The organism is Pseudonocardia sp. CA-142604, assembly GCF_050948475.1.
GTDB classification, from domain to species: Bacteria; Actinomycetota; Actinomycetes; order Mycobacteriales; family Pseudonocardiaceae; genus Pseudonocardia; species Pseudonocardia alaniniphila.
The window spans coordinates 1,701,326-1,719,621 of the sequence record NZ_CP192045.1 but is presented as its reverse complement, the minus strand read 5'-3'; the positions used below and the strand labels follow the sequence as shown (position 1 = coordinate 1,719,621).

Below are 18,296 nucleotides of genomic sequence, written 5' to 3'. Positions count from 1 at the left end.
GAGTCGCACCATGACAGCGCTCGGGACAGCGCCGAACGACCCGGAGGCCAGATCCACCGGATCCGTCGGGAGTGTCCTCGCGGCCGTCTCCGGCGTCACGGAGCCGGTCGCCGCACCGACCCCCCAGCTGCTGCTGCGCAGCCCGGTCCACCGCCAGGGCGGCAGGCTGCCGTGTGCTGCGGTCGACGAGGGTCACCTCTTCGCTGTGCTGGAGGCGGCCTACGACCTGGGCCGCTGGCACACGTGGCGCCGCACGGACAAGGGCAGCTCGAACACCAGCTGGTTCGTCCGCACCGACGCAGGCGACGTCGTGCTGCGCCGCTCGCACAACCTGAAGACGGTGGAGGCAGCGGAGTTCGAGTGCGCGCTCATCGACCACCTGCGGGGCCACGGCTACCCCGCGCCGCCCGTGCACCGCACCCGTGACGGCGCGATCCTCGTGCAGGTCGACGGCGTCCTGCACATGGTGATGCAGCTGATGCCCGGCGTCGGCTACGACGACCCCGCGCACCTGGCCGAGGTGGCCAAGGGTCTCGGCCGATACCACGCCATCGTCTCCGAGCTGACGAGCTCGGGAGAGCGCAGCTCCGTGGCTCTGGCCTCCCTCGGCCGGAGCGGGCAGGAGAACCTGAACTCGGCTGTCGAGGTGGCGACGCCGCTCCTGCCGCGCGACGCCGGGGCGGTGCTGCGCGAGGACGCCCGGTTCATCGCCGACCGGATGGAGCACCTGAACGTCGAGCTCGGGGAGCGCCAAGGGGAACTGACGTCCCTGGTGATCCACGCGTCCTACGGGCGGTCCGCGGTGTTGCTCAGCGAAGGCCGCCTCACCGGGGTGCTCGACTTCGACCGGGCCGCGCAAGACCTCCTGGGGCTGGACCTGGCCTACGCGCTGAAGGCGTTCTGCCGCGGCGGCCCGGTGCGGCGTACCGGGGTCGGCATCGACCCGGACATGTGCCGGACCTTCCTCCACCACTACCGCAGCCAGGCCCCGCTGGCGGAGGCGGACCTCGCCGCGATGCCGGAGGTCTTCCAGGCCCAGCGACTGATCAAGATCGCGAAGAAGTGCGACAACCTGCTGGCGAAGCAGGCGACGATCCCCCAGCAGCCGAAGGACGCCGTGAAGTTCGCGCTGGTGCTGGAGCGGGAGTGCGCCCGGATGCGCTGGCTGTCCGACAACCCTTTCACCCTGACGGAGAACGCATGAACCGCACCGAAAGCCGCACGCAGAGCCGCCAGGTGAAGGAGCGCCAGGTCGATCGCGCCGCACGCGCGTGCACCCCGGAGTTCCTCGACCGGTACGTCCGGCCGCACCTGCGCTCGGGGCCGCCTGCCACCGGCGGGACGTGGACGACGAAGGTGATCCAGCTGGACGGTACGGGGGCCGCGACCGTGCAGGTCGAGCTCGACGGCGGCGCGCCGGTCTTCGCCAAGCTCTTCCCCTTCGACGATGGCCCCGCCGTCCACGCGAAGCTGCAGGCGCTGCGCGCCGCCGGGCTGGGAGCCGGCTCCCCCTACCAGGCGGTCGAGCCTCTTGCCTGGTACGGCGAGGAGAAGGTCCTCCTGTGCCAGGGAGCGCCGGGCAGGCCGCTCTCGGAGCTGCTCGGTGGGGGCGGCGAGGAGCTGACCAGGGCCTGCGCACGCGCCGGGTCGTGGTTGGCGCGGCTGCACGGTTCGGAGCTGCGGGTCGGAGCCCAGCAGTCGCTGCTGGTCACCGGGGAGCTCACCAGCCTGGCCAAGCGTCTGTCCAAGGTGGCTGTCGACCACCCCGGCTACATCGACTCCGCCTTGGGCATGCTCGAGCGGCTCGACGCCCTCACCCGGGACACCACGGACGGCATCCTGGCCCAGAGTCACGGGCAGTACCGGCCGATCCACGTCTTCCTCACCGAGGACGTCGTGACGGTCATCGACCTGGACCGCAGCGCCCCGGCCGACCCCGCTCGCGACGTGGCGGAGTTCCTCCACCGGCTGCGCCTCGGCGTGCACTCGGCGACCGGTGACGTCGGGAGGGCCGACGCGCCGTGCGCCGCGTTCCTCGACGCCTACCGCGCTGCCCTCGGCGACATGCCGCTGCGCAACCTGCGCTTCCACTGGGCGCGCTACGTCTTCCACAGCCTCAACCGCAAGATCAAGACCGGGGAGGCCGACTGGCGGAACGGCGGGAACACGGAGTTCCAGCTCTACCGCGACGAGTTCCAGCGGATCGCGGACGGGCGGGCGGGGGCATGACGCTGCCCGCCGACCGCATGCTGGACCGCACCGGGCAGGAGCATCCGCTGGACGAGCTCGCCGGCATGTGGCCGCTCGGAGGCTGGACGGCGCTCGAGCGCGTCCCGGGCGGCAAGAACGAGCACCTGCGCCTGTACGCCCGGGACGGCGTCCACTACCTGAGGCGCTCGTACCGTTCCAAGCCACGTGAGGAACTTCTCGCCCAGCTGACGCTGATGCGGCTGCTCCGGAGCCGGGGGTTCCCGGCTCCGGAGATCGTTCCCGCGAGTACGGGCGCCGACCACGTGGAGATCGCCGGCCGGTTGTGGGTCGTGACCCGCGGCGTCGAGGGCACCCCGTTCGATGACGGCTCGCCTGCGCACCTGCAAGCCCTGGGCCGAACGCTGGGGTGGTACCACCGACTGATCGCGGATCAGCCTGTCGCAGCCCGGGAGCCGATCTTGCTCTCCGAGCTGCGCAGGCGGGTCGACGCAGGCGACCTGGAGCCCGGGCTGCACGCTCGGGCGGCACGCGTGGTCGAGCGCCTGACCGCCGTGCTCCCGGATCTGCCCAGGGTGACCGTGCACGGCGGGGCGCGGCGCAGCAGCCTGATCTTCGACGGCGAGCAGGTCGCGGGGGTGCTGGACTTCGACAGCGCCCACCCCGACGTGCGAGTGCTCGACCTTGCCGTCGCCGTCCACGACGTCGGCAAGGTGTACACCCGCCTCGGCGAGGCCGACCACAAGGTGGCGCTCGACCTCGACAGGGTCGCCGAACTGCTGGGCGCCTACGGCCGCGAGGTGCGCCCCACCACGGCCGAGATCACGGCCCTGCCCTTGCTGCTGGAGGCCAAGCGGCTCAAGCGCAGTCTCGGGCGACGCCTCCGGGTCGTCCACGGCGAGCCCTTGTCGGAGAACGACCACATCAAGATCCGCCTGGAGGACAGCCGGCTGGCCTGGCTGGATGAACACCGCGATGCCGTGGCGGCCGTCTGCCGCAAGGTCGTGACCTGAGGACGCGGGACGGCCGGGCAGGCCGGGCAACGCGGTGCGATCGATACGGCTCGCCGCGGGTGTACACCTACTCGCGGCGAGCCGCCATCGCTGTGCCGGACCGGTTCGTGCCGTTCGCGGCGTCGCTCCCCGACACGGGACAACACGGCATCCTCGACGCCGATTCGTCGTAGCCGGCCGGAACCTCCTCAGAGTCATTGATGCCGATCGATCCACATGCGGTCGAACCAGATGGCCAGGTTCAGATAACGGGACACTCCGTTGACTTCAGGCCTGGTGATCGTCGACGCGTAGCCGCGGCTGAACCAGCCGACGGCGAGGTCGCGGCCGGAAATCAGCTCCACTTGCCTGTACGCCTCAGCACGCTCCTCCGGGTCGGTCGTGAGCATCGCCCGGTCCAGCAACCGATCGACTTCGGGGTTCGAATACTTGCCATGGTTGGCTGTACCGTCGGTGCGCAGCAAGCGCGCAACACCCGGGTAGAGCGAGTCGACCGGTCCCAGACTGAACGCCAGTTGAAAGTCGCCGCTCCGCATGAGCGCGGTGGCATACTGCGCGGGGTCGTAGATCTGGATGTCCACGTCGATGCCGACCGTCTTCATTTGTGCCTGTACGAACTCGGCGAACGAGACCCGGTCATTCGCAACCTTGAACGTGAAGTTCGGGTTGCCGCCGTCCGCGCGGTAGGCCTCGACGAGCTGCCGCGCCACAGCCGGATCGAAGCGCGGCCAGGCATCCGACGCCGCCTGGGTGTGGTAGGGACTGCCAGCGGCGAACAGACTGTCCGCAGACACCATCTGACCCCGGTAGGCGGTGGCACTCAAGGCCTTCGGATCGATCGCCCGGAGGACGGCCTCGCGCATGCGGTGATCGTCGAACGGCGGCTTGGTGTGGTTGAACCGAAGGAGCTCACCACCGTCCCCGGGGCCGTAGTAGACCTCGAGGTCCGGGTCGGCGAGCGCCCGGCTCAACTCCTCGTGATAGCCGGCGGATATGAGATCGACGTCCCCGTTGATCATCGAGGCGAAACGGGAGTCGGTATCCGGGAGCGGCCGGAACTCGATTCCATCGAGGTAGGGCAGATCGGCCTGCCAGTAGTCATCGTTACGGACGAAGGTGATACGGGAGTCCGGGATCCATTCCTCGAACGTGAACGGGCCGGCACCGATCGGATGCCGACCGATTTCAGCGCCGTACTTCTCCAGCGCCGCCGGCGAGATGATCATCCCGAGCGTTCCTTGCGTGAACGCCAGCGCGAAGACCGTCGGAAACTCCCCCATCGGCTCGGTCAAGTTGAACTCGACAGTCAGCGGGTCGACCACCGACATCGACTTGATCCGTTCAGTGTGTGCATGTGCCGGCGACGAGATGGAGTCGATGTGTCGCTGCACGTTGATCACCACAGCGTTCGCGTCGAAGTCGGTCCCGTCCTGGAACCTCACCCCGGGACGAAGCCCCATACGCCACGTGCGCCCGCCGTCAGGGCTCTCCATGGACTGCGCCAGTTCAGGCTGCGGCTTGCCATCGGGACCCAGCCTCAGCAGCGAGTCGTACACAGCGGTCGCCGCCACGTTGCCGCTGAACACCGTGGGGTCGAAGCTCGTGATCTCACTGCTCATCCCGACCAGGAGGGTGCCGCCGCGCTGCGGTGTTCCTTCCGCGCCCGGATCGCCACCGAACGGGTTCACCGCGACGAGCGCCTGGTCGGGCCCGCCGTCCCGGTTCGGCGCGGTGCCGCATGATGCCACGATCCCGATCAGGACGAATACGGCCAGGATGCAGCAGTACATTCGTCGACGTCGAATCACTCCGCACTGCTCCCTTACCTCGGGTGCGGGCTCTCGACGACCCGCCGCGCTGCGGGAAGAACGGGACTCACGTGGGGCGCATTGACTGACTGCAATCCTGAAAGTATCGAGAAATGATCACAACGGGAAACAACTACTTCTTATACCCAGGCATAACAATCACTGATGGCTAGTCGGCCGGATCGCCCCCTCCTGGCAGCAGCAGACCTGGAGCAGGAACCAGACCACGCCGTCCACCGAACTCGGTCGACGCAAGCATCGACAATCCTTATGTCCAAGTAGAAACAATCCGAATTTCAGCCGGAGCACGTGTGTCCGGTATCGTCGCCACCAGCCAGCGACCACCGTTTCCAGGAGGGCGCCAGCGAGGCCTTCTCGAATGGGTCCGGCATGGGCGTTCCGCGGAGTATTCAGGTCGAGGCCATCGCTGCAATGTGGAGGTCGGACAATGCTGTCCCAGCAGGACAACGATATCCTGACGCGCGTCGGGCCCGGCACGCCGATGGGAGAGCTCCTGCGGCGCTACTGGACTCCCGCTCTTCTCTCGAGCGAACTTCCGTCGCCTGGCTGCGATCCGGTCCGCGTACGGCTGCTGTGCGAGAACCTGGTGGCCTTCCGCGATCTGAACGGGCGCGTGGGCCTGATCCAGGAGAACTGTCCGCACCGTGGCGCGTCCTTGTACTTCGGTCGTAACGAGGGCGCCACCAGCGACCCCCGAACGCCGGGCGATGAAACGTGCGGCCTGCGGTGCCCGTACCACGGGTGGCAGTTCGATGTAGACGGCAACTGCATCGACATGCCCTCGGAGCCGCCGACGAGCAGCTTCAAGGAGCGGGTCAAGGCCAAGTCGTATCCAGTGCACGAGTCGGGTGGCGTGGTGTGGACCTACATGGGCCGCGCCGACACAATGACGCCGTTTCGCGACTTCGGCACGGAGTCGCTCCCTGCCGAGTATCACCGCGCGGCCAAGCTGCGCTCCTCGTGCAACTGGGTTCAGACGATGGAGGGCAACGTCGACACCGCCCACATCTCCTGGCTGCACATGTTCAACGCGGCGGCCGACATACCCGACGACGGCACCGACAAGCCCGGTTACCCCTCCAACGCCAGCACCTGGAAGTTCTGGATCCACGACCGCGCGCCGCGGCTCGAGGTACTGGACACCTGGTACGGCTTCCGTTACGCGGGCCTGCGCACCACCCCGAACGGGCACACGAACGTCCGGATCACCGAGTACATCGTGCCGTACAGCACCATCATCGCGGCCGTTCCGTTCAACCGGCGGCACCTGATGGTCGTACCGATCGACGACCACAACTGCTGGCGCTACACGTTCAACGTGTCGATCCCCTCGAATCCGCAGGGCTACGGCGGTGCACCGCTACACGACCTCAGCCCGTTCGAGACACCCTTCGCGCGGCGCAGCGGCGGCGGAATCAGCCCGCGCGACTACGTGGCCGAGAACGACTACAAGATCGACCGTGAGAACCAGCGCGACGAGACGTTCAGCGGGATTCGCGACTTCGTCAGCCAGGATCTGATGGTCACCGAGTCGATGGGACCGATCTACGACCGCTCCCAGGAGCGTCTCGGAACGATCGACAAGGCGATCATCAGGATGCGCTCGCAGCTCATCCGGTCGGCCAAGCAACTGGTGGCTGACGGCACCCTGCCGCCCGCTCTCGCCGAACCTGGCAACGACTTCACGAAGCTACGGGGAGCGGACAAGATCTTGGAGGACGGCGAGGACTGGCACTACCTGGGCACCGAGGACGACCCCGTCGTCCGAGAGGCGGAGGCGGCGATTCACGTGGTGGGAGGGCAGTCCGAAGGCGACTAGGGGTGAGCCCTTTACCCCTACCGCTCGCCCGGCACCTCCGTGCCGGAGATCATCGGTCGCCGGTCGGGCTCGGTTGCACGGCGCGGGTCGAGAACGAGCTTGATCCGTTGCGTCGAGGTGGAGCCGAGCTTCGTCTCCGCTCCCAACTCCAGGACCCAGAACTTGACCTTCGCGCCGGGCTTGGCCTCCTTGTCGATACCGACGGTGAGCTCCAGCTCCACCGGCCCCAGCTCGAAGCGCAGTTCCTCGTCCTTCCCGGCGCGCATCGCCTCCTCGAGCTCAGCCCGCAGGTTCGCGACAACTTCGGCCAGCGCCAGTGCCATTCCGTCCGTCTCCCTCATGTCGATCGACAGCCCGACGACGGGCGTGCCCGGGTCACGCCGTGTCATCGACGCAGGGCCAACCATCGTTTCCGTTCGACGTGATCGGATCGCCACCGGTCATCGGGCTTCGCGACCCGATCTAGGATGGCGATCCGCCTGTCACGGCTTGGAGCCCATCCTCATGCGCGGTCGTGACGCCCGGTCGCGGCAGTGCTTGGACACTGCGACGTCCATCAGTACGTCGTTCTCCGACTCCGCGATGCCCCACGGGGGCACCGCCACGATGTTGTGGATCAAGGCGATGGCTCGGTAACCGGAGCGCTGCACGGCGGGCCTCCTCTCAGGGTGTGATCGGTTCCGTCGCAACCTACACGCAGGGTGCTGCCGTGATGTTCACGACTTTGCAAAGAATTAAGTTGCGAGATTCGGTTCGTCGTCCTCGAGCACTCCGACCCGGGCCGAGAGCCACGCCACCACGGCGTCGAACGCGGCGCGATCGAGCCACGCAATCACGGGCACGACCTCGATCCACGCATCCGAGACGAGCAGCTCGGCGACGAGCTTCCGCAGCCAGGTGCGCCGCTGATCGGCCGGGCCGGACGCGTCGCCCGCTCGTAGGACGGCGACGACCGAGCCTGCGAGCCGCCCCAGCGCCCCTGCACGGTCGTCGGGATCGCCGATGAGTTCGAGGTCGGCCTCGGCGCGGCTCAGCAGCGCCCACGCCCGGTCCCCATCGCGCGTGGCGCCGGCAGCAGCGGCCAGCGCCCGCACCCGGCGCGCAGGATCGACGATCACGACGGCGATCTCGGCAGCCTGCCCGGCACGCCCCGCCTCCGCGAGCATCTGGGCCCTCCGCGCGAGGACGCGGTCGCGCCGCCCTCCGTCGAGGAGTGCGAGAGCATCCTCGAACTGTTTGTCGAGATCGTCGGCCCGGGACCGATCCCCGGCATCGGCGGCAGCGATCGCCAGCTGGGCCAGCGCTCGCGCCCGCTGGCTCGCGTCGGCGATGTCGTCGAGCACGAGGCCGGCCACCGCGAGCACGCGCTCGGCATCTCGATCCGCACCGACTGCACGGAGCGCGCGGTAGAGCCGGATGAGGGCGACCACTCGGGAGTACCGGTCGTTGATCCGTTCCAGCCCCGCGGTCGCGGCCGACGCCGCCTCGATCGCCTCTCGTCGTCTGCCTGCCGCACCGTGCGCCCTGCAGATGCTCACCAGCACCCAGGTGCGCCGCTCGGGTTCGGACAAGGCCCCGGCGATCTCCTCGGCGGTAGCGACGTCCCCCGACTCGGCGCAGGCCTCGGCCACTCGCGTCAGCACCGTTCCGCGCTGAGTGAAGTCGCTGATCCGCTCCGCGAGCCGCCGTGCAGCGTCACGGTCGCCGACGGTGGTGAGGCCTTCGGCCACCCGCGCCGCCAGCATCGCGAGCCGGCGCGGATCGCTCGTCCGGCGCGCCATGCGCTCCACCTCGGCGGCGTGCACGGACGCGCGCACCTCCTTGCCGGCCTCCGCGCCGGCCGCCGCGACGTCGGCCAGCGCGTGCATCCGGTGCCGTCCGGCAGGAATCCGGCGGATCGTGGCCTCCGCCCGGTCCAACCGGCCGTCGCGCGCGGCGGTGAGGGCGATCGAGGTGAGGGCCTTCGCCACCCGGTCAGGATCGGGGAGTCGTTCGATCAGCGCGTCCGCCGCCCGGGGGTCGCCCGCCCCCGCCCGGGCCATCGCGAGCCGCATCGCGGCCCATTCCCGCTGGTCAGGGTCGGCGAGCTGGGTCGTGAGGTACTCGGCGTCGGCGTCGAGCGCTGCTGCATCTTCGGCGCGGCCGCACCGTCGCAGGACACCACAGACCTCGATCAGGACCTCGATGGCATCGCCCTGATGCGCCGCGCCACGGGCGGCCTGCCGCAGTTCGACGAGGAATCGCTGGAGTGCCGCGTCGTCGCGGTGGTCGGCGGCGGCCCGCATGAGATCGGCAAGGAGCTGCACCCGCACCCCGGAGCGGCGTACGTGCTGCGCGATGAGCTCGGCATCGTCGATGCGACCCGCGGCAGCGAGGGCGACAGCGAGCGCAGCCCACGCCCTGACCCGGCGAGACGCCGGCTCGATCTCATCGAGGGTGGACTCCGCGCGGGCGACATCGCCTGCGGCGACAGCCGCTACCGCCGTCGCGACACGGGCGTTCACGGCATGCGGCGAGGCGGCGATGTGTGCAACGAGGTCCGTTGCCCGCTCCGGGTCGGAGAACGCCACTGCGGAGGCGATCCGGACGAGCGCGGAGTCCCGACGTTCCCCCTCCATCCGCCGCGCGATGCGTACCGCTCGGTCCACGTCGTGCGGGGCTGTCGCCACAGCGACGCCCGCGAGCGCCAAGTTCCGCTGTTCGGGATCGTCGATCCCGGCAGCGAGCTGCTCGGCCTGTGCGACACGACCGGTGGCCGCGGCGGCGACAGCCGCCCCGGCCAGGGCAGCGGCGCGCTTGCCGGGCCGTGGGATACCGCGCGCCAGCGCCTCCGCGCGCGTGAGCCGGCCGATCGACGCCCATACCGCCGGCAGCCGCACCGGGATCTCCGTGTTGCGGCGGATCAGCTCCTCGCGGTGCACGGCGAGGAGCGCAGCGGCGACGAGGTCCGGGTCGCCCGTGCACCGGTTGACCGACTGGGCAAGGGCGATTTCGTCGAGCGCGAGCGCGTCACCGCCGGTGATGTCCAGCATCCGATCGTGGCGGTCCGCGTCGGCGGCGAGCGCGGTGAGTCGTGCGGCGTCGCCGACCATCGCGAGCATTCGCGGGTAGTCGCGCAGCAGGTACAGCGGGGTGTCCTTCGGCCAGCTGTCGCGGCGGTAATTGTCGGCCCATGCATGCACCCGTTGCCGGTAGCGGCTGAGCCGGGCGCCGAACTCGCGCTCGGCGATCTCTCGCAGCGTGCGGTGACCCAGGAGGTAGCCCCGCCTCTCGCCTGCACTCCCTTCCGACCCGGCAAGCCGCTGCACCCGCGTCCCGACGGTGTGGCCGAACGTTCCACGGAGGAGCTCATCGATTGCGAACGGGGAGGAGTTGGTGAGCTCCGCGAGGTCGTCGCGACCGATACCGCCGCCGGACGCGGTGATCAAGCCCAGTAGATCCTCGGACAGGGCGCCGGCACGGAGGCGTTCACGGAGCTCACGTCGCGCGAAGACCTCGTCGTGGTGCGCGTGGGGCGACACTCGCAGGAGTCGCCGATGACAGCGGTGCAGCGGGTGGTCCGCTGGCACGTCCAGAGGGAGCTGCCGGTCCGGCCTGCTCGTGACGACCACGCGCACACCGTCGGGCGGACGGCGGGGCAGCAAGGAGGCGATGCTCGCCTTGTCGTTCTCGGCGCTGGTGTCCTCGTCCAGCCCGTCGACCACGAGCACGAGCCGACGGCCGATGTCGCGGCAGCGGTGCGCTGCGCTCTCCAGCAACGGGAGCAGGTTGCGGCGCCGCGCCGCTGTGGTCGACGGCGCGCCCGGCGGTTGTCCTGAGAGGAACGTCAGCTGCTCCGACGTCGCCTCGAGGAAGGCCTCGCTGTCCGACTGGCCCGCGAGCGCGGACGCCACGAAGAACGCGACCACGTCGACGTCCGGCGGTGGGTGCAGGGCGAACCACGCCATCAAGGCCGTCTTGCCTGCCCACGCCTCCGCCTGCCACCAGCCGTAGGACTCCTCGCCCGCGGCGAACGTCATCAGCTCGGCGAGCTCGGCCTCCCGTCCCAGCAGCCGGTCCGGTGCGATGTCATCGACCTGGTGGTGGTACGACGTCACGAGGTGACCCGGCACCGGCAGGGCGTCGACGCCCGGCAGTTCCTGGGGCACCGACGGCAGGCCGAGGACCGCAAGGAGCTCGATCACAGCTGGTTCGCAGTCCTCGCTCGCCCGCTGGACGAGGCCGTCGAGGCGGGTGGCGGCGAGCCGGGCGAGGCCGTCGGACCGATGATGGTCGGTGACCACGCCGATGATCCGGCCACCGGCCCACAGGGCCGCCCCGGACATGCCCTCCCAGGGCGAGACCATCGGGTCCGGATCCCGCTCGGGTGGCCGGACAGTCACCTCGAAGGTCCCCGAGCGGCGATTCGACAGTGCCGCCACGGTGCCGGTGGCCTGGTGTGAGTCGCGGTAGACACCATGGGCGCCCGGCTGCTCGTAGGCCTTGAGCTTGAACCGCGGGAAGCCGACCGCATGAACCATGAGCTCGTTCGCCGCGTCCTCGACATGACCGAATCCGGGTGCGGTGAACGGGGACCTCGGCGGCGGATCGATGACGATCGCGGCGACGTCCGACTGCGTGTCGGCCACGACCCGCCGCGCCTGCGTGCACCACTCCCCCGGCCGGTCGGCATCGAACCGGACGCGGACGGACTCGGCCCCGGCCACGACATGCGCGGCGGTCAGCACCGCGGATGCGCCGACCCGATAGCCCGACCCCCGCCGCGCCGCGCCGCCGGGCAGGGCGACGAGCACCTCCGCGATCTGGCGCGGATCGATGCCGATCGCATGGTCGGTGGACTCGGCGGACACGAGACGAACTCCTCGCAACGGGACGGCCCGCAACCTACCGGCTACACCCGGTCAGGGAGAACGAGTCTGCGCAGTCGGCACACGCTTCGCCTCCCGCATCGGCACCGGCTCTTGACCTGCACTGCGCTTCAGCTTTTACGGTCGCCTCATGAGTTTGACCGAGGACGAGCACAGCAACCCCGCCGGACACATCACGCCACAGGACGTTGCCGACGCGCCGGCACCAGGCGGGACGACACCGCCACGACGCACCTTCGACGAGGCGTACCTGACCCACACCGCGCCATGGGTGATCGGCGAACCGCAACCGGCGATCGTCACCCTGGAGAGCAGCGGAGGAATCCGCGGACGGGTGCTCGATCCCGGCTGCGGCACCGGCGAGCACACCATCCACCTCACTCGGCTCGGCTACGACGTCGTCGGGATCGACTCCTCGGAACACGCGATCGAACAGGCCCGCGCCAACGCCGTCCAGCACGGCGTCACCGCCCGCTTCGAGGTCGCCGACGCGCTCGCGCTGGTCCCTGAGCAGGCCTACGACACGGTCGTCGACAGCGCGTTGTTCCACATCTTCGGCCCTGAGGAACGCGCCCGATACGTGCGCAGTCTGCACCGCGCCTGCCGCCCGGACGCGCGAGTGCACGTCCTCGCGTTGTCCGACACCGGTCCGGGCTTCGGACCTCAGATCAGCGACACGGTGATCCGGGAGGCGTTCGGGGACGGATGGGTCGTGGAAGACCTGCAACCCAGCACGTACCGCGGCGTCATCGTCCACGACACCCACGCCGCCGCCCTCGACCGTCCCGTCGGCGACGTGGTCGACCTCCCCGCGTGGCTCGCCCGAGCGCGCCGGATCTGACGAGGCAGGTCGATCGGGGCAAGGTCATCCGCTGACAGACGGATGTGCGCCTCGATCGACCACGTCGGACAATCACCCCTGATCACTTGAGGCGCGGGCACAATTCAGCCATCTTCCGAGCGGATGGTCGCGTCGGTCCCACGAGCCGTCAGCTCACGGCAAGGGCGACTCCCTCGCCGCTGGCTGTCGAGTATAGCGATCGGTATACTCCACCAGTGGTGCCCAGAGAGTGGCAGGTCTACGTCGTGAACGAGGTACGTGACTGGATTGACTCCCTTGACGCCACAACACATGCCAGGGTCGTGCAGGCGATCGACACCTTGTCCGACGTCGGCCCCGGCTTGGGCCGGCCGCTGGTCGACACGGTCCACGGGTCATCAGTTGCCAACCTCAAGGAGTTGCGGCCGGCAGTGTTCGGATCTTGTTCGCCTTCGACCCATGGCGGGCCAGCATCCTGCTTGTCGCCGGCGACAAGTCCGGCCGTTGGAAGGAGTGGTACGGCGAAGCGATCCCGCTCGCCGAACAGCGCTACGAGCGTTACCTCAAGGAGCGAGTCCAGGAGGAGGAAGAACGACGGTGACCGGCTACACAGCCTGGAACGAGATCCGCGCCGAGCACGTCGCCCGGGCGGGCGGGGAGGCCGCGGTCGAAGCGGGAAAGCGCGAGATGCTGGCCGAAGTGATCGGGCACCGCCTCGCTGAGGTGCGCCGCTCCCGGGGCTTGACGCAGCAGCAAGTCGCTGACCGCATGGGCGTGAGCAAGGGTCGGATATCGCAGATCGAACGCGGCAAGGTCTCCGGACAGGACGTTGTGGCACGCTATGCCACCGCGCTGGGTGGCCGGCTTCACCAGGCGATCTACTTCGATGACGGAGACATCACCGCCATCGCCTAGCTGGACGCGCTGGAGCCGGCTCAGCGGGTGAGCGCGGCGGCCCAGTCGTCGAACCACTGCCGGGGGCGCAGCCCGGAGACCCGCTGGCCGCCGGCGATCCAAGTGGGTGTGCCGACGACGGCGTTCTGGTGGGCGAGGACCTCCGACCGGGTCAGCGCGTCGTTCGCCTCCGTCGAAGCCAATGCGGCGCGAAGCGCATCCGCGTCGCCTCCGGCCTCTTCGGCCAGACCGACGAGAAGGTCGAGGGACTCGATGTCCAGGCCGTCGGCGAAGTACGCGGCGAACACCGCCGAGGCGAACCGTTCGCCTACCTCGGGGTTGGTCGTGTCGAGCCATTCGAACGCGGCCAGCGCAGGACGTGAGTACGGGATGCGGTCCGTCCACCGCAGTGGGAGGCCTGCGGCCTCGGCCTCACGGGCGAGGAACTCGTAGGACGGGCCCGAGCGCGGTCCGGCCGGAGTGCCACCGGGGCCGATCTCGGGGTGGATCTGCAGCGCGTGCTCGACCACACGGAGCCCGTGCTCACGAAGGATCCGGTTGCGGTCCTGGGCGATGTAGCAATACGGGCAGATGACGTCGAACCAGTGCTCGACGGGCATTCGTTCTCCTCACGAGAGGCAGATTCAATACAGTCGTCATGTGTAACGGAATCTGCACTCGTGTTAGTCCCGTACGGCGCAGGCCGACCTGCCCCGGAGTCAGCCCAGCATCGCTCGCAACCACGCGGCCGTCGATGCGAGCATGGCGGGGCTGTCGAACTCCGCGTCCTCGTGCCCGGCGCCGGCCAGGAGCTCGAAGCGGCACCGTGCGCCGGCACGGCCGAGCGCGTTGTGCAGCGACAGGCCCTCCGACGGAGGCACGATCCGGTCGCGGTCGCCGTGGGCGATCAGGAACGGCGGAGCCTGCGGCGATACCCGTGAGAGCAGGCTGAGTCCCCGCGCCCGTTCGGCCAGCTCCGCGGGATCGGTCGTGCCCAGCAGGTCCGCCTCGAAGCGGAACGGCAGGATGCGCGCCTCCAGCTCGCTGCGCGACGCCGACGCCTCCAGATCCGCTTGGCCGAACCAGTGCACCACCGCTTGCACCGCGCTGGACTGTTCGACGTTTCCGCCGACCTCGCCCTCCAGCGCGCTGTCACCCTCCGACAGAGCCAGCAGCGACCCCAGATATGCCCCCGCGGAAGCACCCCAGACGCCGAGCCGCTCGGTGGCCAGCCCGAGGCGCGTCCCGTGGGTGCGCAGCCATCGGACGGCCCCCTTGAGGTCGTGCAGTTGCTGCGGGAACACCGCTCGTGGTGCCAGGCGGTAGTCGATCGAGACAACGGTCACGCCGTGGGCGGCCAGCGGGGCCAGCCGCTTGTCACCGTCAGCGCCTTTGTCGCCCCTGGTCCACCCGCCGCCGTGCACGTACACGACGACCGGCGCGCCCGGCTCGGCAGGACGGTAGATATCGAGACACAGCTCTGCCCCATCGACGGTCGCGTAGGCCAGGTCCCGCTCGATCGTGACCGCGCTCGCTCCACTGCTCATGCCGAATCCACCCGCCGCGACACGTCGGAATGGTAGAACGTGGCGAACGCCGTGACCGGCTCACAAGTGGTGCGATCACCACCAGTGACTTTCATCGCCGACGTGCCCCTGATTCCGTTACAAGCAATGACTGTAATTCAAAACGTAACAGCCATTCCCTGTAACGACTCGGATATAGTCCGGCCATTGGCACCGTCCACGAGGTGGTTTCATGGTCCGAGCGCGCGCAGCGTCGAACGAGCACGCCGACTCCGGCTCCGACGGGCCCCGTACCGGCGGCCGGCCACGCGACGCCGCGCTCGACGAGGCGATCATCCAGGCCACTCGTGACCGCCTCGTCCGCGACGGCTACTCGCAAATGACCATCGGCGACATCGCGGCCGACGCCAACGTCAGCCGCCCCACGCTCTACCGGCGGTGGAGCACCAAGTTCGAACTGGTCGTCGACGCGCTGGACTACGGCTTCCGCCAGGAGCGCGACACATACGCTCTCGATCTGAGCCGGATGGAGCCACGGGAAGCCCTCGTCGAGGCCGTCCGCCGACTCGATCCCGCGTACTTCAACCCGAACGCCATGGTGCTCATGGGCAATTTCGCCAGCGAGGCGATCCACACCCCGGAACTGCTCGAGATCCTGCGCAGGCAGGCCGTCGAACCACGCGTCATGCTCGTCGAGAACGTGCTGTCGCAACTCCAGGAACGCGGCGCCGTCCATGATGAGATCGACAAGCACACCATCGCCACGATGTGCTTCGGCGGCTATTTCGGCGCCTTCTATCGCGGCGAGAATACGAAAGAGATGCCCGAGACGGTTGTCGCCACGCTCTGGCCGTTGATCGCAAAGAAGACCGCTGCCGAACGGCGAAGAAGCGCCACGGACAAACGCACACGGTGATCTCTCAGGCGGGAGGGTCGGGATGGATGTTCACGAGGCGCTGTACACCACGCGGATGATGCGCCGCCTGCACCCCGATCCGATTCCGTTGGAGACCCAGGCCCGGATCCTCGATGCCGCGATCCGGGCGCCCAACGGCGGCAACACCCAGCGCTGGCACTTCCTCGCCGTCGACGATCCGGCCACGAAAGCCGAGCTCGCGGCCATCTACCGCAGCTCCCGAGCCCGTGAGTACGCCGACATCGCCGCCGGTGAGCTCGCGCAGCCGCTGCACGACCCGGAAGCGCATGCCGAGACCATGCGCCGGATCACGGCATCCGGGGATTACTTCACCGACCACTTCGCCGAGATTCCCCTGCTGCTGTTCGTGTTCGCGATCGACGACCACGGCGGCGCGAACATCTACCCCGCCATCTGGAGCGCCCTGCTCGCCGCACGCGCGGAAGGCGTCGGCGGCACCATCACCACCGTGCTGCGCTACGAGGCAGAACGAGTGATGCAGTTGCTCGAGGTGCCCACCGAGGCGGGCTGGCGAATGACCGCGATGCTCGCGCTCGGCTACCCGCGTGGACGCTGGGGAGTGGCCGCGAACCGGCGCCCCGTGCAGGAGGTCAGCAGCCGGAACCGCTGGGGTCAGGACTTCGGCGTCGCCGTCCCTTTCCCGCTCTGGCCCGGCGAATCGTCCGCCTGAGGTCGGCCTCCTTGCCACCGTTCGCTTCCGCTGGTTGTCACGATCGCTACCTCTTGAAGACGACCCGTCCGCCGACGACGGTCCGGACCACCTCGATGTCCTTGATCCGTTCGACGTCGACCGACAGGTAGTCGTCGGAGAGCACGGCCAGGTCGGCAAGCTTGCCGGGCGAGATCGTGCCCTTGATCGTTTCGTCGCGTGTGGCGAATGCCCCCGAGGCGGTGTAGGCGCGCAACGCTTCCTCGCGGGTCACCGCCTCGCCGGCGCCGTAGGTCACACCGCGGATGTCCTTGCGGGTGACCGCGAGATAGAGGTTGGTGAAGGGGTTCAGGTCGTTCGTCGGGTAGTCCGTGCCCATCGAGACGTTGTCGATGCCCAGGACGTCGATCGCGGTGCGCATCGGGACGGCGCGGCTGGTCGTCTCGGTCCCGAGGAACTTCTCGATCGTCGCGGCCTTGTTCCACAGGAAGGCCGGCTGCAGCTCCAGGCGCGCGCCGAGCGCTCGGGCGCGCTCGAGCTGCTCCCGCCGCGCGAGGCTGCCGTGGATCAGCGCGTATCTCCTGCCCACGAGCGAACGGACCCGGTCCGCGGCCTCGAAAGCGTCGAGAACGTAGTCGACGGCGCGGTCGCCGACGCAGTGCACGCCGAGCCGCCAGTCGTACTCCTGAGCGGTCACCACCAGATCGGTGAGATGCTCGCGCGACAACGTGGCCGTCCCATGATGGTGCGGACAGTCGGGATAGGCCTCACGCATCAGCGCGGAGCGCAGGCTCATGCCGCCGTCGACGACCAGCTTGATGCCGACGAGCTTCATCCACTCGTCGCCGAACCAGGACGACACCCCGCTTCCGGAGATGGTCTTCGCCCACTCGTCGATCGTCACCAACGGCTCGGGGATCCACATCACGCCCATCCGCGCGGTCAGCCGACCCGCGAGCATCAACCGCTGGACCGCCCGGATGCCGGACGAGGAGAGCCACGGCTCCAGAACGCTCGTGATGCCGAACTTGTTCGCGTGAGCGAGACCGGTGACGAACTGGTGTTCCAGCTGCTCGACCGACCAGCCTGGCATGCAGTCCGTGATCAGGTCGAGCGCGCGTTCATAGAGCACGCCCGTGGGCCGGCCGGCCTCGTCACGGCCGATGGTCCCCGCCTCGGGATCGGGCGTGCCGTCGTCGATGCCGGCGAGCTCGAAAGCCGATGAGTTGGCCATGGCGACGTGCCCCACGGTCGGGAGGTAGACCGGGTTGTGGGGTGCGGCCCTGTCCAGCTCCGCGCGCGTCAGATAGCGCGACTCCGTGAGCTGTGCCAGCGGGTGCCAGCCGCTTCCGGTCACCCACTCGCCCGGCTGCCGGGAATCGGCGAAGGACCGGACGGCCTCCAGCGCCTCGGCGACCGAGCGGACGCCGGCGAGGTCGACGACGAAACCGGCCTGACCTGCGCATTCGATGTGGCAATGGCTGTCGTTGAGGCCGGGTATCACGGTCGCACCGCCGAGGTCGACGACCTCCGTGTCCGGCCCGGTGAGAGTGCGCGCGAGCGTGTCGCCGCCGACTGCCATGAACCGGCCGTCCTTGATCGCGACCCCTGTGGCCGTGGGTGCGTCGGGATCGAGCGTGATGACGTGACCGTTCACGTACACCGTGTCGGCCACGACGGCGGGTGAGGATGCTGCAGAGACCATGGACCATTCCTTCGCGTCAGTCGTCGAG

15 protein-coding genes and 1 pseudogene are annotated in these 18,296 nt (G+C 69.1%); 9 read left to right on the top strand and 7 right to left on the bottom strand.

Going from position 1 to position 18,296, the window contains the following annotated elements; translation table 11 throughout:
• Window positions 1-10: 10 nt before the first annotated feature.
• From ACQPZQ_RS07875 to ACQPZQ_RS07865, 3 genes are read left to right on the top strand one after another with little or no spacing between them, the layout of a single operon-like run.
• Window positions 11-1,204, top strand: a complete 1,194-nt coding sequence (locus ACQPZQ_RS07875; RefSeq protein ID WP_433293550.1) for a phosphotransferase — start codon at window positions 11-13, stop codon at window positions 1,202-1,204.
• A complete protein-coding gene (locus ACQPZQ_RS07870; RefSeq protein WP_433293547.1) occupies window positions 1,201-2,229 on the top strand; it encodes a phosphotransferase family protein in 1,029 nt (342 codons plus the stop codon). Before ACQPZQ_RS07875 ends, ACQPZQ_RS07870 begins: the two co-directional genes overlap by 4 nt.
• Window positions 2,226-3,221, top strand: a complete 996-nt coding sequence (locus tag ACQPZQ_RS07865; protein WP_433293545.1) for a phosphotransferase enzyme family protein — start codon at window positions 2,226-2,228, stop codon at window positions 3,219-3,221. Before ACQPZQ_RS07870 ends, ACQPZQ_RS07865 begins: the two co-directional genes overlap by 4 nt.
• Window positions 3,222-3,415: 194 nt before the next feature.
• On the opposite strand, the gene ACQPZQ_RS07860 is transcribed toward ACQPZQ_RS07865, so the two are convergent.
• Window positions 3,416-4,909 (bottom strand): ABC transporter substrate-binding protein, encoded by a 1,494-nt coding sequence (locus tag ACQPZQ_RS07860; RefSeq protein WP_433293543.1) that lies wholly within the window; start codon window positions 4,907-4,909, stop codon window positions 3,416-3,418.
• 568 nt (window positions 4,910-5,477) lie between these two features.
• On the opposite strand from ACQPZQ_RS07860, the gene ACQPZQ_RS07855 reads away from it, so the two are divergent.
• Window positions 5,478-6,869, top strand: a complete 1,392-nt coding sequence (locus tag ACQPZQ_RS07855; RefSeq protein ID WP_433293540.1) for a Rieske 2Fe-2S domain-containing protein — start codon at window positions 5,478-5,480, stop codon at window positions 6,867-6,869.
• Between the two features lie 17 nt (window positions 6,870-6,886).
• On the opposite strand, the gene ACQPZQ_RS07850 is transcribed toward ACQPZQ_RS07855, so the two are convergent.
• The 3 genes from ACQPZQ_RS07850 to ACQPZQ_RS07840 form a co-directional block, all read right to left on the bottom strand.
• The gene (locus ACQPZQ_RS07850) at window positions 6,887-7,258 is read right to left on the bottom strand and encodes a trypco2 family protein (RefSeq protein WP_433293538.1); all 372 of its coding nucleotides are present in this window, start codon (window positions 7,256-7,258) and stop codon (window positions 6,887-6,889) included.
• A gap of 93 nt (window positions 7,259-7,351) precedes the next feature.
• Window positions 7,352-7,519 (bottom strand): hypothetical protein, encoded by a 168-nt coding sequence (locus ACQPZQ_RS07845; RefSeq protein ID WP_433293536.1) that lies wholly within the window; start codon window positions 7,517-7,519, stop codon window positions 7,352-7,354.
• A gap of 84 nt (window positions 7,520-7,603) precedes the next feature.
• The gene (locus tag ACQPZQ_RS07840) at window positions 7,604-11,719 is read right to left on the bottom strand and encodes a trypsin-like peptidase domain-containing protein (RefSeq protein ID WP_433293534.1); all 4,116 of its coding nucleotides are present in this window, start codon (window positions 11,717-11,719) and stop codon (window positions 7,604-7,606) included.
• A gap of 148 nt (window positions 11,720-11,867) precedes the next feature.
• Here ACQPZQ_RS07840 and ACQPZQ_RS07835 point away from each other — a divergent pair, with 148 nt between their 5' ends.
• From ACQPZQ_RS07835 to ACQPZQ_RS07825, 3 genes and pseudogenes are all read left to right on the top strand, one after another.
• Complete coding sequence (locus ACQPZQ_RS07835; RefSeq protein ID WP_433293532.1) at window positions 11,868-12,578, top strand: class I SAM-dependent methyltransferase; 711 nt, start codon at window positions 11,868-11,870, stop codon at window positions 12,576-12,578.
• Window positions 12,579-12,622: 44 nt separating this feature from the next.
• Window positions 12,623-13,158: pseudogene (locus tag ACQPZQ_RS07830) on the top strand (type II toxin-antitoxin system RelE/ParE family toxin).
• The gene (locus ACQPZQ_RS07825; RefSeq protein ID WP_433293530.1) at window positions 13,155-13,472 is read left to right on the top strand and encodes a helix-turn-helix domain-containing protein; all 318 of its coding nucleotides are present in this window, start codon (window positions 13,155-13,157) and stop codon (window positions 13,470-13,472) included. Before ACQPZQ_RS07830 ends, ACQPZQ_RS07825 begins: the two are co-directional and overlap by 4 nt.
• A gap of 20 nt (window positions 13,473-13,492) precedes the next feature.
• On the opposite strand, the gene ACQPZQ_RS07820 is transcribed toward ACQPZQ_RS07825, so the two are convergent.
• Both ACQPZQ_RS07820 and ACQPZQ_RS07815 read right to left on the bottom strand, forming a co-directional pair.
• Window positions 13,493-14,071 carry a DsbA family oxidoreductase gene (locus ACQPZQ_RS07820; RefSeq protein WP_433293528.1) on the bottom strand — a complete coding sequence of 193 codons (579 nt, stop codon included), beginning with the start codon at window positions 14,069-14,071 and terminating at the stop codon, window positions 13,493-13,495.
• Between the two features lie 99 nt (window positions 14,072-14,170).
• Window positions 14,171-14,998: an alpha/beta hydrolase fold domain-containing protein gene (locus tag ACQPZQ_RS07815; protein WP_433293526.1), complete on the bottom strand. Its 828-nt coding sequence runs from the start codon at window positions 14,996-14,998 to the stop codon at window positions 14,171-14,173.
• A 211-nt stretch (window positions 14,999-15,209) separates the two neighbouring features.
• Between ACQPZQ_RS07815 and ACQPZQ_RS07810 the strand changes: the two genes are divergently transcribed.
• Both ACQPZQ_RS07810 and ACQPZQ_RS07805 read left to right on the top strand, forming a co-directional pair.
• Window positions 15,210-15,893 carry a TetR/AcrR family transcriptional regulator gene (locus ACQPZQ_RS07810; protein WP_433293524.1) on the top strand — a complete coding sequence of 228 codons (684 nt, stop codon included), beginning with the start codon at window positions 15,210-15,212 and terminating at the stop codon, window positions 15,891-15,893.
• A gap of 22 nt (window positions 15,894-15,915) precedes the next feature.
• Entirely contained in the window at window positions 15,916-16,584 is a 669-nt protein-coding gene (locus ACQPZQ_RS07805; RefSeq protein WP_433293522.1) for a nitroreductase family protein, read from the top strand.
• A 46-nt stretch (window positions 16,585-16,630) separates the two neighbouring features.
• Here the strand turns inward: ACQPZQ_RS07805 and ACQPZQ_RS07800 are convergent, their stop codons facing one another.
• Entirely contained in the window at window positions 16,631-18,268 is a 1,638-nt protein-coding gene (locus ACQPZQ_RS07800; protein ID WP_433293520.1) for an amidohydrolase, read from the bottom strand.
• Window positions 18,269-18,296: the final 28 nt, after the last annotated feature.